Source organism: Actinomadura gamaensis, assembly GCF_042652125.1.
GTDB classification, from domain to species: domain Bacteria; phylum Actinomycetota; class Actinomycetes; order Streptosporangiales; family Streptosporangiaceae; genus Spirillospora; species Spirillospora gamaensis.
The window spans coordinates 786174-803178 of record NZ_JBHSIT010000002.1 but is presented as its reverse complement, the minus strand read 5'-3'; the positions used below and the strand labels follow the sequence as shown (position 1 = coordinate 803178).

At 74.5% G+C, this 17005-nt stretch carries 5 protein-coding genes; 3 read left to right on the top strand and 2 right to left on the bottom strand.

Annotated features, from left to right (window positions below; translation table 11 throughout):
- Positions 1-110: 110 nt before the first annotated feature.
- The gene (locus tag ACFPCY_RS09390) at positions 111-1646 is read right to left on the bottom strand and encodes an MFS transporter (RefSeq protein ID WP_378253365.1); all 1536 of its coding nucleotides are present in this window, start codon (positions 1644-1646) and stop codon (positions 111-113) included.
- A gap of 111 nt (positions 1647-1757) precedes the next feature.
- Between ACFPCY_RS09390 and ACFPCY_RS09385 the strand changes: the two genes are divergently transcribed.
- Positions 1758-2507, top strand: coding sequence for a TetR/AcrR family transcriptional regulator (locus tag ACFPCY_RS09385; protein WP_378253363.1), 750 nt, complete (start codon positions 1758-1760; stop codon positions 2505-2507).
- A 98-nt stretch (positions 2508-2605) separates the two neighbouring features.
- Here the strand turns inward: ACFPCY_RS09385 and ACFPCY_RS09380 are convergent, their stop codons facing one another.
- Entirely contained in the window at positions 2606-3646 is a 1041-nt protein-coding gene (locus tag ACFPCY_RS09380; protein WP_378253361.1) for an alpha/beta hydrolase, read from the bottom strand.
- A 338-nt stretch (positions 3647-3984) separates the two neighbouring features.
- Here ACFPCY_RS09380 and ACFPCY_RS09375 point away from each other — a divergent pair, with 338 nt between their 5' ends.
- Both ACFPCY_RS09375 and ACFPCY_RS09370 read left to right on the top strand, forming a co-directional pair.
- Positions 3985-10653, top strand: a complete 6669-nt coding sequence (locus ACFPCY_RS09375; RefSeq protein WP_378253359.1) for a type I polyketide synthase — start codon at positions 3985-3987, stop codon at positions 10651-10653.
- Positions 10654-10666: 13 nt separating this feature from the next.
- On the top strand, positions 10667-17005 hold the full coding sequence (locus ACFPCY_RS09370; protein ID WP_378253358.1) for an SDR family NAD(P)-dependent oxidoreductase: 6339 nt from the start codon (positions 10667-10669) through the stop codon (positions 17003-17005).

Here is a 17005-nt window from a genome sequence, read left to right as displayed (position 1 = left end):
CCCTAACGCCGCCCCTGTTCCGGGGCGGCGCGGGGACCCGGCGGGCCGTAGGGGTGACGAGGGGCCGGCGCCCGCCGGCGCCGGCCCCTCCTCGCGCCCTCCCGGCGGGGTCACGCCGAGGTGTCCACCTTCTCCTCGGCGGCGGGAGCGGGCTGGGCGGGGTGCCCGTGCAGCATCGTCAACGCCACGACCGCCGCGACGAGCATGCCGGCCGCGCCGACGATCGCGGTGGCCGCCATCGCGTCCACGAAGGCGTTCTGCGCGGTGTGCGCCAGCCCCGCGTCGTGCCGGACGGCCGCCGCGGTCAGCGCCTCGCCGATCGAGTCGCGGGCCTTGCCGGTCACGCCGTCGGGCAGCTTGGACGCGTAGAACGCGGTCAGCACCGACCCGAGGACGGCCACGCTGAGCGCCTGCCCGGTCTGCGAGACCGTGTCGTTGACCGCCGAGCCGACGCCGACGCGCTCGGGCGGCAGCGCGCCCAGCAGCGTCCCGTACGCGGCCGGCCCCACGGTGCCGCTGCCCGCGCCGATCACGATCAGCGACAGGACCAGCTTGGGGTACCCGTCACCGGGGTTCATGAGGGCCAGCAGCCCGAAGCCGGCGGCCAGCAGCACCAGCCCGGTGACGATGGCCGCCCGCGCGCCGAACTTCTTGTTGATCAGCACGCCGAGCCCGTTGAAGGCGATCGCGCTGACGATCAGGGGGATGAACGCCGCCCCGGTCTTCAGCGGGCTGTAGCCGAGCACGAACTGCATGAACTGGGTGAGCGCGAGCAGCAGCCCGCCGGAGGAGAACGCCACCAGCACCAGGGCGAGGCTCGCGCCGCCGAAGTCCCGGTTGCGGAACAGCTTCAGCGGGAGCATCGGGTCCTTGGCGACGTGCTGCCAGAACGCGAACGCGGCCAGCGCCACGACCGCGACCGCGAACCCCGCGACCGTCCGGGCGGCGGACCAGCCGTGCTGCTGGGCGGAGATGATGCTCCAGACCAGCGCGGCCATGCCGAGCGTGGACAGCGCGGCGCCGCCGAGGTCGGGACGGGTGGCCGGGCCCCGCGTCTCGGGGATGATCAGCAGCGCGGCGATGACGCCGAGCGCGGCGACCGGGATGTTCAGCAGGAACACCGACCCCCACCAGAAGTGCTGGAGCATGACGCCCGCGAGCAGCGGCGCGCCGAGCGCCCCGACCATGAGCACCGCGCTCCAGATCGCGATGGCCTTCTTGCGCTCCTCCTCGTCGAAGACGGTGGTGAGGATGGACAGCGTCCCCGGCATGAGGAACGCCGCGCCCGCGCCCATGAGCGCGCGGGAGGCGATGAGCTGGCCGGTGGTCGACGCGTAGGCGGTCGGGATCGAGGCGCCGCCGAACAGCACCAGCCCGATGACGAGGCAGAGCCGCCGCCCGTAGCGGTCGGACAGGGCGCCCGCGGCGAGCAGGAGGCCGGCGAACACCACGATGTAGGCGTCCAGGACCCACTGCACGTCGGCGATCGTCGTGTGCAGGTCGCGGATCAGCGAGGGGATCGCGACCGTCAGCACCGCGTTGTCGATGACGACCACGAACAGGCCCAGGCACAGCACGCCGAGGATCCACCAGCGCCGTGGATCGGGGGCCGGCGCGGCCGCTGTTTCGGCTTGAGGGGACGACATGGCAGCCCTTCCGCTCGTACGCTGTTAAGTTATCGAACACTGTACCAGGATCGTACGCCATGCGATATGCTCTACCCTGGGGGAACACCGCTGACCTGAGTGAGGACGGGGATGTCGCCGAACACCGATCCGATCGCCGCCTCGGTCTGGATGCGCCCGCCGCCGAAGCCGCGCCGCGACGCGCCCACGCTGAGCCGCGAGCAGATCGTCGCCGCGGCGATCGAGCTGCTCGACGCCGACGGGCTGGACGGCATGAGCATGCGCCGCCTCGGCACCCGGCTCGGCGCCGGCGCCACGTCCGCCTACTGGTACGTCGCCAACAAGGACGAGCTGCTCGAACTCGCCATGGACGAGGTCATGGGCGAGGTCGAGATCCCCGACCCGGCCGAGGTCGGCTGGCGGGAGGCGGCGGCGGCCTGCGCGAACCAGTACCGCGCCGCGATCCTGCGCCACCCGTGGATGATCGGCCTGCTCGGCGTGCTGCCCGCGATCGGCCCCAACGCGCTGCGGATGGGCGACCGGATGGTCGCCGCCCTGGCCGCCGCCGGGTTCCGCGGCGCCGACCTCGTCTTCGCGAGCTCGATGCTGTCGTCCTACACCGTCGGCTCGTCGATGAGCGAGGTGGCGATGCGGAACGTCTCGGGCCGGTCGGGCAAGAGCCCGCACGAGCTGATGGCCGAGCTGGAGCCCTACGTCCGGCGCCACGAGTCGGACTTCCACAGCTACGTCGGCCTGTGGTCCGACAACAAGGGCATGGACGTGGAGAAGCTCCAGGAGCACGGCTTCGACTTCGGCCTGGCCCGCCTGCTCGACGGCCTGGAGGCGTGGCGGGCCCGGATCGGCGCGGACGGCTCCGCCTAGCGCCGTCACCGGGCCCGCCGGCGCCCGTCGTCCCTTCGTGCCGTCATCCCTTCGTGGTGTCGTTCCTTCGTGGCGTCGTGCATCCCGTCGTGGCGTCGTCAGTTCAGGTTCTGCTGGAGCCAGCCGAGCATGATCGCGTCGGTGACCGGCGCGGTCGTCGCCAGTGCGAGGCTGTGCCCGGTCTCCGGGACCATCCGGACGGTGAGGTGCGTCTCGGGGCGGTAGTACTGCGACTCCGAGGCTTTGACGCTGGCCGGATCGGTGCAGTCGTACAGGGTGACGTTGACGCACTGTCCCTTGTCCCGCATCCCGGAGACCAGCAGGACCGGGACGGTGAAGTCCATCGGCGCGGGCAGCGGCGGGCTGGCCGCCAGCGGCGCGACGTCCTTGGTCTCCTCGTCGGTCGCCAGCACCTGCGGGTCGGTCGTCGCGGGGTAGTAGAAGAAGTCACGTATACCGGGCTTGGTTGTGACGTACCCGCTGTCGAGGCCGGAGTCGGCGAACTTCGGATCCTGCACGGCGGGATAGATCGTCGTTCCGCCGTCGGGGTTGATGCCGTGCAGCGCGCCGGTCAGCACCGCGGCGTCCACGTCCCGGTAACGCGACATCTCGTACATGCCGGTGAACGAGCCGTAGGAGTGGCCCACCCACGCGACGCGGGTGAACGCGTGGCCGTCCAGCGCGCCGGAGCGGAGCGCGGTCACGACGTCGTGCATCGCGACGGCGCCCGCGACCAGGTCGAGCTGCGAGCTCGGCGGATGCGAGCTGGCGCCGTTGCCGATCCGGTCGACGTTGAAGGTCGCGTACCCGGCGCCCACCGCCGCGCGCAGGTAGGAGTACAGGCCGTTCCCGGCCGGGAAGTCCCAGTAGAGGTGGTCGTAGGTGGAGCCGTGCACCAGCAGCTGGACCTTGGACGGGCGGGCGGCGCCCGGGTAGCACAGCTGCCCCCAGAGCGTCTGGTCCGCCGGCCCCGGATCGGCGATGCGGACGTGCAGCCGGTGAACGGTGCAGGAGGGCCCGGCCGTGGCCCGCGCGGGGCGGGCGGAGGCGGGCGGGAGGAGGGCGGCCAGCATCCCGCAGGCGATCGCGAACGCGAGGACCGGGCGGACGAGACGGGGTGCTCTCGCCGGTGTCGTCATCGAAGCACCTTTCCTAGGGTTCGCAGCCCGATGATGTGCTTCGTCCGTCCGGGGCGGTACCCGTAGTCACCCCCTGCTCCGGACCACCCCTACTCCCGCGCGGCCCACCCCGTCCCGGCGTCCCGCCGCGGCCCGCTCTCCCGCCTCACCCCCGCGAGACCCCGCGCGCGCCTGCCCCGGCTCGGGACGTTTGGCGGGCCTTTAGCGGGGCGTCGAATGATGACCGGGCACCGAGACGAGAGCGACGTCCACGCCGGGGGTACTCTCCATGACCGCTCAGGACCACGTGCCGCCCGACCTCCAGGACCGCGCGCCGGCCGACCTCCGCACCTGGCGCGATGGGTAGCGCCGCGCCGGTCGCGGTCGTCGGCCTCGCCTGCCGGCTGCCGCACGCCCCCGACCCCGCCGCGTTCTGGCGGCTGCTGCGCCGGGGCGAGAGCGCGATCACCACCATGCCGTCCGACCGCGCCCGGGCGCCCGGCTCCGCCGGCGAGGGGCGGGCCTGGCCCGGGGGCTTCCTGGACGACGTCGCCTCGTTCGACGCGGAGTTCTTCGGCATCTCCCCGCGCGAGGCGGTGGCGATGGACCCGCAGCAGCGCCTCATGCTGGAGCTGACCTGGGAGGCGCTGGAGGACGCCGGCATCCGCCCGCCGTCCCTGGCCGGGAGCGACACCGGCGTGTTCGTCAGCGCGATCTGGACCGACTACGCCGCGGTGCTGCGCCGGTCCGACCTGGACGGGAGCGCCCGGCACGCCATGACCGGCGTGCACCGCAGCATCATTGCCAACCGCGTCTCCCACAAGTACGACCTGCGCGGCCCGAGCCTGCACATCGACACCGCGCAGTCCTCGTCGCTGGTCGCGGTGCACACCGCCGCCGAGAGCCTGCGGCGCGGGGAGTGCTCGGTCGCGCTGGCCGGCGGCGTCAACCTGATCCTCGCCGAGGACAGCATGGAGATGGCCGAACGGTTCGGCGGCCTCTCCCCGGACGGCCTGTGCCACACCTTCGACGCCCGCGCGAACGGCTTCGTCCGCGGCGAGGGCGGGGGAGCGGTGGTGCTGAAGCCGCTCGCCGACGCGCTGCGCGACGGCGACCGGGTGTACTGCGTGATCCTCGGCGGCGCGGTGAACAACGACGGCAACACCGACGCGCTGACCGTGCCGAGCCCGGCCGCGCAGGAACGCGTGCTCCGGGAGGCCTACCGGGCCGCGGACGTGCCGGTCTCGGACGTCCAGTACGTCGAGCTGCACGGCAGCGGCACCCCGGTGGGCGACCCGGTGGAGGCGGCGGCGCTCGGCGCGGTCCTCGGCGCGGACCGGCCCGCCGGCGCGCCGCTGCCGGTCGGCTCGGTCAAGACGAACATCGGGCACCTGGAGGGCGCGGGCGGCATGGCGGGCCTGATCAAGACCGCCCTGAGCCTGGAGCACGGGGAGCTGCCGCCGAGCCTGAACTTCCGCACGCCGAACCCGCGCATCCCGCTGGACCGGCTCGGGTTGCGGGTCCAGGACCGGCTGACCGGCTGGCCGAGTCCGGACCGTCCGCTGCTCGCCGGGGTCAGCTCGTTCGGCATGGGCGGGACGAACTGCCACGTCGTCCTCGCCGGAGCGCCCGAACCGGTCGAAGACGAGTCTGCTTCTTCGAGGACGGCCGAGGACGACATTCCCTGGGCGCTGTCGGCGACGAGCCGGGAGGCCCTGTCGGCGCAGGCCGGACGCCTGCGCCGGCACCTGGCGGAGCGTCCCGCGGACTCGGTCGCGGACGTCGGCTACTCGCTCGGGACGACGCGTTCGGTGTTCAGCCACCGGGCGGTCGTCTTCGGTACGAACATCGGAGAGCGCCTCGAACGGCTGGCCGCGCTGGAAGCGGGCGAGGACGCCGCCGGGCTGGTCCGGGGCCGCACGAACGACGGCGGCGTGGCCGTCCTCCTCGGTGGGACAGGCGGCACCGGCCGTTCCCTTCACGCGACGCATCCCCGGTTCGCCGAAGCGCTGGACGACGTGCGGGCCGCGCTCGACCAGCATCTCGACCGTCCGCTCGGCGAAGACGTGCCGGACGAGTCGCCCTACGCGGAGGCCGCCGCGTTCGCGTTCGACGTGGCGCTGTACCGCCTCGCCGAGTCATGGGGGCTGAGCGCCGATCACGTGCTGGGGCATCGGGCCGGCGAGGTCGCGGCCGCTTACGTCACGGGCGCTCTCTCGCTCGCGGACGCATGCGCACGCGTTGTGGCCTTCTCGCATGAGGCGCCGGAGCCGCTCGATGCCACGCTGGCTTCCCTTCCGGATGTCGGCGCCGTCCTCGTCCTCGGTGCGGGCGAATCGCTCGCCGCGGCCGTCCGCGAGCATTTGGCGGAGCGGGCGGGCCGTCCCGCACCGGTCGTGGTCCAGGCGCTTCGGAGCGATCAGCCGGGGGGCGTCGCGTTCGCCGCCGCGATGGCGGAACTCTTCGTCCGCGGCACCGACCTGGACTGGGAGAAGGTGTTCGCGGGCCGGAGCCGCCGACGCGTCGCCCTGCCGACCTACGCCTTCCAGCGCCGCCGGTACTGGCCGCAGGCCGCGCCCGAACCGATGCGCGAGGTGCCGCGAATCGCCGAGCCGACGCCTTCGCCTTCGCCGGACTCGCCGTTCGCGCGCCGCCTTGCCGGTCTGGACGGCCCGGACCGCGACCGGCTGCTCCTGGAAACCGTCCTGACGGAGGTCGCGAACGTCCTCGGCCACGCCACGCCCGATGCCGTCGATCCCGGCCTGACCTTCAAGCAGCTCGGCTTCGACTCGATCGCGGGCACCGAATTCGCCAAGCGGCTCGCGACGGCGACCGGCCTGCCGCTGGCGACGACCCTCACCTTCGATCACCCGACCCCGAAGGCCGTCGCCGCGCACGTGCGCGAGCGTGCGCTGCACGCACCGGCCGCCCCGTCCGTCCAGGACGGGCACGCCGTGTCCGGCGACCCGGTGGCGATCGTCGGGATGGCGTGCCGTTTCCCCGGCGGTGTCGAGTCCCCGGAAGAACTCTGGAAGCTGGTCAGGGACGGTGTGGACGCGATCGGCGAGTTCCCGGGCAACCGCTCCTGGGATCTCGGTGGCCTCTTCGACGAGGACGCCGCGCGTTCGGGCCGCAGCTACACCCGTTCGGGTGGTTTTCTCCATGACGCGGATCTGTTCGATGCGGGGTTCTTCGGGATCAGTCCGCGTGAGGCGTTGGCGATGGATCCGCAGCAGCGGTTGCTGCTGGAAACCGCGTGGCAGGCGTTCGAACGCGCGGGCATCGACGCCGGCTCGCTGCGCAGCAGCCCGACCGGCGTGTTCGTCGGCGCGACCACCCAGGACTACGGCCCGCGCATGCACGAGCCGTCGCAGGATCTCGACGGCCAGCTCCTCACCGGCACCACGCCCAGCGTGATGGCGGGACGCGTCGCCTTCACGTTCGGTCTCGAAGGCCCGGCGATGACCGTGGACACGGCCTGCTCGTCGTCGCTGGTGGCGATGCACCTGGCGAGCCAGTCGCTTCGCCAGGGCGAATGCTCCCTGGCGTTGGCGGGCGGGGTGACGGTGATGGCCACGCCCGGCATGTTCGTGGAGTTCTCGCGTCAGCGTGGCCTGTCGGTGGACGGTCGTTGCAAGGCGTTCTCGGCTGCGGCGGACGGTACCGGTTGGGCCGAGGGCGTCGGTCTGGTGGTGTTGGAGCGTTTGTCGGATGCCCGGCGCAATGGTCATCGGGTGTTGGCGGTGGTGCGTGGTTCGGCGATCAATCAGGACGGTGCGAGTAACGGTCTGACCGCGCCGAACGGGCCGTCCCAAGAGCGGGTGATCGGTCAGGCGCTGGCCAACGCGGGCCTGACAACGGCCGACATCGATGCGGTCGAAGCCCATGGGACCGGGACGAGCCTGGGTGATCCGATCGAGGCGAACGCGCTGCTGGCCACCTACGGCAGAGACCGTCCCGAAGACAGTCCGGTCTGGCTCGGGACGGTGAAGTCGAACATCGGGCACACGCAGGCAGCCGCAGGCGTGGCCGGTGTGATCAAGATGGTCATGGCGATGCGGCACGGCGTGCTGCCCGCGACCTTGCATGTGGACGAGCCGTCCCCGCACGTGGACTGGTCGTCGGGTGGCGTCCGGCTGCTGACCGAGCCGACCGACTGGCCCCGCAACGGGCATCCGCGCCGAGCGGGCGTCTCCTCGTTCGGGATCTCCGGCACGAACGCGCATCTCGTGCTCGAAGCCGCGCCGGATCTCGCCGCGAGCGAGCCGCCGGGCGGGCCGTGGGTGGTGTCGGCGAAGTCGCGCGAGGCGCTGCGCGCCCAAGCCGAGCGGCTCGCCGACCACCTGACGGCCCGTCCCGAACTCGCTCCCGGCGACGTCGGCTGGTCGCTGATCAGGACTCGGGCCGCCTTCGAGCACCGTGCGGTGGTGCTCGGCGGGGACCGGCACCGGCTGCTCGCGGGCCTGGCCGCGCTGGCGGACGACCGGCCCACCGCCGACGTGGTGACCGGCGTCGCGAGCGCGGCGGGTCCCGGGCCCGTGCTGGTCTTCCCCGGCCAGGGGTCCCAGTGGGCCGGCATGGGCGCTCAGCTGCTGGACGAGTCGCCGACGTTCGCCGCGCGCATGGCCGAGTGCGAACGGGCGCTGGGCGCGCATGCGGACTGGTCGCTGACCGAGGTCGTCCGGGGCGACGGCTCGGAACTCTCCCGCGTGGACGTCGTCCAGCCCGTCCTTTGGGCGGTGATGGTGTCGCTGGCCGCCGTCTGGGCCGAGCACGGCGTGAAGCCGGCGGCGGTGATCGGCCACAGTCAGGGTGAGATCGCCGCCGCGTGCGTCGCGGGCGCGCTGTCGATCGAGGACGCCGCTCGCGTCGTCGCGGTGCGGAGCCGGGTGCTGCGGCGGCTGGCGGGCGGCGGCGCGATGGCGTCGCTCGGTGTCGGCGTCGAGCGGGCCGAGACGCTGCTGACCGGCGGCGTGACGGTGGCGGCGGTGAACGGGCCGGCGTCCACGGTGGTCTCGGGTCCGCCCGAGCCGGTGGCGGCCGTGGTGGAGTCCGCGCGCGAGCAGGGGCTCCGCGCGCGGATGATCGACGTGGACTACGCCTCGCACGGACCGCAGGTCGATCGGATCACCGGCGAGCTGACCGAGGCGCTCGCCGGAATCACGGCGAACGCCGCGTCCGTGCCGTTCTATTCGACGGTGACCGGCGAGCGGATCGACACCGCGCGCCTGGACGCCGGCTACTGGGTCACCAACCTGCGCCGGCCCGTCCGGTTCGCGGACGCGATCGGGGCGCTGCTGGCGGACGGGTTCCGGGTGTTCGTCGAATCCAGCCCGAACCCCGTCCTGACCGTCGGGATCGAGGAGTGCGCCGAGCGGGCGGAGGTGCGGGCCGTCGCGCTGCCGACGATCCGCCGCGACCAGGGCGGCTCGGACCAGGTGCTCCGCGCGCTGGCGGGCGCGTTCACCGCCGGGGCGGACGTGGACTGGACCTCCTGCTTCCCCGCGGATCCCGCGCCCGCCGTGGTCGATCTCCCCACCTACGCCTTCCAGCGCGAGCGGTACTGGCACGCGCCCGAGCGCGGTGCCGTGGACGCGGCGGACCTCGGCCTCGGCTCGACCGGCCATCCGGTGCTGCGGGCCGCCGTGGAACCGGTCGAGGGGGACGGCCGCGTCCTCACCGGGCGCGTGTCGCGGCGGCGGCAGCCGTGGCTGGCCGACCACGTCATCGGCGGCGCGATGCTCGTGCCGGGCGCGGCCCAGCTCGAATGGGTGCTGCGGGCGGCCGACGAGGTCGGCTGCGCGGGAGTCGAGGAGCTCGTCCTCCGCACGCCGCTCGCCGTTCCCGCGGCGGACGGGCTGAACGTGCAGGTCGTGGTCGGCGCGACCGGCGAGGACGGACGCCGCGAGGTGGGCGTGTACTCGCGCGCGGCCGACGGATGGGTCCGCCACGCGTCCGGCGTGCTGCGCTCCGGCCCCGCCGCCCCTGGCGAACCGCCGAAGGCATGGCCGCCCGGCGAGGGCGAACCCGTCGAGCTCGCCGGCTTCTACGACCAGGCGGCCCTCGCGGGCTACGGGTACGGGCCGGGTTTCCAGGGAATGCGGGCGGTCTGGCGGGACGGCGCCGACCTGTACGCCGAGATCGACCTGCCGAAGGACGTCCACGACCGCGGCGGCTTCGGCGTCCATCCGGCGCTGCTGGACGCCGCGCTGCACCCCCTCCTGCTCGGCCGCATCGGCGAAGAGAGCGGTGGCGGCGGGGTCTGGCTGCCGTTCGTCTGGAACGACGTGACGCTGCATGCCGTGGGCGCCGAGACCGTCCGCGTGCGGCTCTCGCCGCTGGGCGACGGGCTCGACCAGGGCGTCCGGGTGAACCTGACCGACCCGGCGGGCGGGCCGGTGCTCGACGCCGAGGTCCTGCTGCGCCGCGCCGACGATCAGTGGCTCCGCGAGGCGGCCGAGCGCGCCGGGAACGGACGGTCCGGCAGCACCGATGCGGTTCGGCGACCGTCCGCGGCGTCCGCAACGTCCGCTGCGTCCGGCAAAGCCGACACTGGACGGCGGCCGGGTCTGGCGGAGCGGCTCGCGACGCTGACCGCCGCCGAGCGCCGCCGCACGCTGCTCGACCTCGTGCGCGGGCATTCGGCCGCCGTGCTCGGCTTCGCGGACGCGGACGGCGTGCGGCCCGACGCCACGTTCACCGAGCTCGGCCTCGGCTCGGTGATGGCCGTCGAGCTGCGCGACCGCCTCGCCTCGGCCACGGGACTGACGCTCCCGACCGGCCTGGTCTTCGGGCATCCGACGCCGGAGGCGGTCGCCGGTGAGCTGCTGCGGCGGCTCGCCCCCGCCGAGCCGGCTCCGGAACGCGGCGCCGCCGGCCCGCCGGGAAGCGGCGACGCGGACGCGGCCGAGGAGGACACGGCCGAGGAGGACGCGGCCGAGGAGGACGACGGCGCCGTGGACCGGCTGATGTCCGCGTCCGCCGAGCAGGTCCTGGACTTCATCGACAACGAGCTCGGAGTCTCCTGAATGGTGATGCGCCATGGCGAATGAGGATCGGCTGGTCGACTACCTCAAGCGGGTCGCGGCCGAGCTGCACGAGACCCGCCGCCGCCTGCGGCAGGTCGAGGAGCGGTCCGCCGAACCGATCGCCGTCGTGGGGATGGCCTGCCGGTTCCCGGGCGGGGCCGACTCGCCGGAGGCGCTGTGGCGGCTGGTCGCGGGCGGCACGGACGCGCTCACCGGGTTCCCCGCCGACCGCGGCTGGGACCTGGACGGCCTGTTCCACTCCGATCCCGACCATCCGGGGACGAGCTACCTGCGGCGCGGCGGGTTCGTCCGGGACGCCGACCGGTTCGACGCCGAGTTCTTCGGGATCAGCCCGCGCGAGGCGCTCGCGATGGACCCGCAGCAGCGGGTGATGCTGGAGACGTCCTGGGAGCTGTTCGAGCGGGCCGGGATCGACCCGGCGACGCTGCGCGGCACGCGGACGGGCGTGTACGCGGGCATGTCCGGCGAGGACTACCTGTCGGGGCTGCCGCGCGTCCCGGAAGAGCTGGAGGGGCACGCGACGACCGGCCGCAGCACGGCCGTGATCTCCGGGCGGGTGGCCTACGCGTTCGGGCTGGAAGGGCCCGCGATGACGGTCGACACCGCGTGCTCGGCGTCCCTGGTGGCGATCCATCTGGCGTGCCGGGCGCTGCGGGCGGACGACTGCTCGCTGGCGCTGGCGGGCGGGGTGCTGGTGCTGTCCACGCCGGCGCTGTTCACCGAGTTCTCCCGGCAGCGGGGGCTGGCGTCCGACGGGCGGTGCAAGCCGTTCGCCGCCGCGGCGGACGGGACGGTCTTCGCCGAGGGCGCGGGCCTGCTCCTGCTGGAGCGCTTGTCGGACGCCCGCCGGAACGGACGCCGCATCCTGGCGGTGATCCGGGGCTCGGCGGTCAACCAGGACGGCGCCAGCAACGGGCTGACCGCACCGAACGACCTCGCGCAGGAAGAGGTGATCCGCCGCGCGCTCGCCGACGCGGGCCTGACGGCCGCCGACGTGGACGCGGTGGAGGCGCACGGCACCGGCACCCGCCTCGGCGACCCGATCGAAGCGCAGGCGCTCCTCGCGACCTACGGCGCGGACCGCCCGGAGGACCGTCCGCTCTGGATCCGGTCGGTCAAGGCGAACATCGGGCACACGGTCGCGGCGGCGGGCGCGGCCGGTGTGATCAACATGGTGATGGCGATGCGCGCGGGCACGCTGCCCGCGTCGCTGCACGCCGACGAGCCGTCCCCGTACGTCGACTGGGACGCGGGCGGCGTCCGGCTGCTCACCGAGACCGTGCCGTGGGAACGCGGCGGCCGTCCTCGCCGGGCGGCCGTGTCGTCGTTCGCGATCTCCGGGACGAACGCGCACGTCATCCTCGAAGAGGCCCCTGACGAGCCCGCGCCCCGGCCGGACCGGACGGAGCCCGCCGTCGTGCCCTGGGTGGTGTCGGGCCGGACCGCGGCGGCGCTGCGGGCGCAGGCCCGGCGCCTGGCGGACTTCCACCCGGCGGACGCCACGGCGGCGGAGATCGGCTACACGCTCGCGACGACGCGTGCAGCGTTCGAGCACCGCGCCGTCCTCGTCGGGGACGACAAGCAGGCGGCCCTGGAGGCGCTCGCGGCCGGTGAGGCGCACCCGGACGTGGTGTCCGGACGCGTCGCGGGTTCCGAACCGGTGCTGGTCTTCCCCGGTCAGGGCTCGCAGTGGGTCGGCATGGGCGCGGACCTGCTGGACGAGTCGCCCGTCTTCGCCGCGCGCGTCGCGGAGTGCGAGCGGGCGTTGGCCGAGCACGTGGACTGGTCGCTGACCGAGGTGCTGCGCGGCGGCGGGCCCGGCCTCGACCGCGTGGACGTGGTGCAGCCGGCGTTGTGGGCGGTCATGGTGTCGCTCGCCGCCGTGTGGGAGCACCACGGCGTCCGTCCGGTGGCGGTCGTGGGGCACAGCCAGGGCGAGATCGCGGCGGCCTGCGTCGCCGGCATCCTCTCCCTCGACGACGCGGCGAGAGTCGTGGCCGTCCGGGCGAAGGCGCTGCGGCGGCTCGCGGGCTCGGGCGCGATGGCGTCGGTCGGCGCGTCGGCCGGAGCGGTCGCCGAACTGCTGGACGAGGCCGGGAACGTCTCGATCGCCGCCGCCAACGGACCGCGCTCGACCGTCATTTCGGGCGGCCCCGCGGAGGTGGCCGCCGCCGTGGAAGCGGCGCAGCGGCAGGGCCTGCGGGCGCGGCTGATCGACGTGGACTACGCCTCGCACGGCCCGCACGTCGATCAGATCGCGGACGAGCTGACCGAGGCGCTCGCGAATATCGCGCCCGGCGCGTCCGAGGTCGGCTTCTACTCGACCGTGACCGGCGCGCGGACCGGTGGCGCGTCGCTCGACGCCGCGTACTGGGTCGCGAACCTGCGCCGGCCGGTCCGGTTCGCCGACGCCGTGCGGGCCCTGCTCGGCGACGGATACCGCGTGTTCATCGAGGCCGGCCCGCATCCCGTCCTGACGGTCGGGATGGAGGAGACGTTCGAGGACGCCGAGATCACCGCCGCCGCCGTGCCGACGCTGCGCCGCGACGAGGGCGGGGCCGCCCGGATCGTCCGCTCGCTCGGCGAGGCGTTCGCCGCCGGGGCCCCGGTGGACTGGTCGGCCTGGTTCCCGAGTGACCCGCCGCCCCGCGTCGTGGACGTGCCGACCTATGCGTTCCAGCGCACGCGCTTCTGGCTCGGCGACCGCTCGGCGGTGCAGGCGGGCACCGCGTCCGGCCATCCGCATCTGCCGGTTTCGGTCGCGCTCGCGGACGGCGGACGGATGCTGAGCGGCGGGCTCTCGACGTCCGGGGGAGGTTGGGCGGCGCAGCACCAGGTCGCGGGCGCCGCGCTGATGCCGGGCACGGCGCTGGTGGAGTGGGTTTTGCGAGCCGCCGACGAGGTGGGTTGCGCGTCCGTGGACGAGCTGACCCTGCACGAACCGGTGTTCCCCGCAGGGACGCGCAAGCTGAACCTTCAGGTGCTCGTCGATCCGCCCGGCGAGGACGGCCGCCGCGAGGCGCGCGTGTACTCGGGCCGCGACGACGCGGACTGGACCCATCACGCCACCGCCGTCCTAGCCCCGGAGCCGCGCGAACAAGGCGGGGAAGTGACGCAGTGGCCGCCCGCCGACGCCGATCCGGTCCCGATCGGTGACTTCTACGACCGGGTGGCGGCTGCGGGCTACGACTACGGAGCGGCGTTCCGCGGCCTTCGCGCGGTGTGGCGGCAGGGCCGCGACCTGCTGGCCGAGGTGAGCCTGCCGGAGGCCGTCGGTGAGGCCGGAGGGTTCGGCGTCCATCCTGCTCTGCTGGACGCGGCGATCCAGCCGCTCCTGCTCGACGGCCTGCTCGACGGACCGCTCGGCGCCGGCCGGATGCCGCTGCCGTTCGCCTGGTCCGGTGTCGCGCTGCGCTCGGTCGGCGCGACGGCGGTCCGCGTCCGGATCTCGCCGCGCGGCGAGCGTCCCGAGGACGGCGTGCGGATCGGCGTCGTCGATCCGGCGGGCGCTCCGGTGCTGACCGTGGAGTCGCTCGTGCTGCGGCCGACGAGCGCGGAGCGGTTGCGGCGCGTCCCCGACGGCCTGTTCGCGGTGGAGTGGACGCCGCTGCCGGAACCGTCCGTCCGGCCCGATGAAACCGACCTGGAAACGGTCACCGTGGAGCACCTGGACACCACGGGCGGCCGTGCGGCCGTCGAGCGGGCGCTCGCGGTGATCCAGGAGTGGCTGGAAGCGTCCCGGACGTCCGGTTCGCGGCTGGTCCTGGTGACGCGGGGAGCGGTCGCCGCCGACGATCCCGACCCAGGCGGTGCGGCGGTATGGGGGCTGGTGCGGAGCGCGCAGTCGGAGAACCCCGGCCGGTTCGTCCTGGCCGACGTCGAGGACGACGAGGACGACGAGGGCGTCGAGCGGGCCGTCCGGTGGGCGGTCGCGACCGGCGAACCGCAGGTCGCGGTGCGCGGCGGGCGCTTTCTCGTGCCGCGCATGGTTCCGGCGACGGAGCCGGTCGAACTCGCGCCCCCGGCGGGCGAGCGCGCCTGGCGGCTCGCCGAGGCGGCGGACGCGACCCTCGACGGCGTGGCGATGGTGCCGTGCCCCGACGTGCTGGAGCCGCTCGGACCCGGCCGGGTCCGCGTGGGCGTGCGCGCCGCCGGGATCAACTTCAAGGACGTCCTGATCGCGCTCGGCATGGACCCCGACAGCGGTCTCGGCAGCGAGGGCGCGGGCGTGGTGCTGGACGTCGGTCCCGGCGTGACGGGCCTCGCGCCGGGTGACCGCGTGATGGGCCTGTTCGGCGGGGCGTTCGGCCCCTACGCGGTGGCCGACGCCCGGACCCTGGCCCCCATCCCGGACGGCTGGGACTTCCGGCGGGCCGCGGCGACGCCCGTCGCGTTCCTGACCGCCTGGTACGGCCTGGTGGACCTGGCGGGGCTGCGTCCGGGGGAGCGCGTGCTGATCCACGCGGCGACCGGCGGGGTGGGGACGGCGGCCGTCCAGATCGCGCGGCATCTCGGCGCGGAGGTGTTCGCGACGGCCGGTCCCGGCAAGGAGCCGATCCTCGCGGAAATGGGGATCGACGCGGCGCACCGCGCGTCCTCCCGCGACGCGGCCTTCGAGGACGCCTTCCGCCAAGCGACCGGCGGCGAGGGCCTCGACGTGGTCCTGAACAGCCTGACCGGCGAGCTCACCGACGCCTCGCTGCGCCTGCTGCGCCGCGGCGGCCGGTTCGTGGAGATGGGCAAGACCGACATACGCGACCCAGACGACCATCCGGACATCTCCTACACCGCGTTCCAACTGCTCGACCACGCCGGACCGGAGCGGATCGGCGCGATGCTCCGCACGCTCACCGGCCTGTTCGCCGCCGGGACGCTCCGGCCGCTGCCCCTGCGGACCTGGCCGCTCGGCCGGGCCCGAGAGGCGTTCCGGTTCATGAGCCAGGCGCGGCACACGGGCAAGCTGGTGCTGGACGTCCCGCCCGCGCCCGACCCCGGCGGCACGGTCCTCATCACCGGCGGCACCGGCATGATCGGCGCGGCGGTGGCCGAGCACCTCGCGCGCACCCGCCAGGCAGGACGGATCCTGCTGGTCAGCCGCCAGGGACCGGACGCGCCCGGCGCTCCCGAACTGCTCGCGCGCCTGGACGGCCTGGGCGTCGAGGCGCGCGCCGTCGCGGCCGACGTCGCCGACCGGGAGGCGGTCGATGAGCTGGTCGCGAGCGTCGGGCCGGAGCGTCCGCTGACCGGGGTCGTCCACGCCGCCGGGGCGCTGGACGACGCGATGGTCCGCTCCCTGACCCCCGAGCACGTCCGGCGGGTCTGGGCGGCCAAGGCGGACGGCGCGCGCCACCTGCACGAGGCCACCGCGCACCTGCCGCTCGGCATGTTCGTCCTCTTCTCCTCCTTCGCAGGGACGCTCGGCACGCTCGCGCAGGCGAACTACGCGGCGGCCAACGCCTACCTCGACGCGCTGGCCGCGCACCGCCGCGCCGCCGGACTCGCCGGAGTGTCCATCGCGTGGGGCCTGTGGGAGGAGGCCAGCGGGCTGACCGCCGGGCTCACCGAGGCCGATCGGGCCCGGTTCGGCCGGTTCGGCATCAAGGCCATGCCGACCGGCGACGGCCTGGCCCTGTTCGACGCGGCCCGCCGCGACGGACGGCCCGCACTCGTCGCGCTCGGGTTCGACGCGCGCGCCCTGGCCGGCCGTCCCGCCGCCGAGCTGCCCGCGCCGCTGCGCGACCTCGCCGTGCCCGCCGTCCGGCCGCGCCGCGCGGCGGCGTCCGCCGCACCTCCGGACGACTGGTCCGCGCGGCTGCGCGGCATGTCCCCGCCGGAACGGCGCAAGGCGCTCGTCGGGCTCGTCCGGGCGCAGGCGGCGACCGTGCTCGGCCACACCGACCGCGCGGCGGTGCCGGCGGACGCCTCGTTCAAGTCCCTCGGGTTCGACTCCCTCACCGCCGTCGAGCTGCGCAACCGGCTCGCCGCCGCGACGGGCCTGCGGCTGCACTCCGCGCTCGTCTTCGACTACCCGGAGGCCACCGTGCTCGCCGACCACCTGCTGGAACGGCTCGCCCCGGACGCTTCGGGCGAAACGCCCCGAGCCCCGGAAGCGCCCGACCCGGCGCTCGCCGAGCTGGACCGGCTGGAACGGGCGCTGACCTCGGCGTCCGCGGCGTCCGCCCTGGACACCGGCGCGGTCACGACCCGCCTGGAGGCGCTGCTGTCCCGGCTGAAGAGCCGCGGTCCCGGCGACGACGCGGCGGCCGAGCGCCTGCGGACGGCCGACGCCGGGCAGATCCTCGACTTCATCGACAACGAGCTGGGCGTGTGA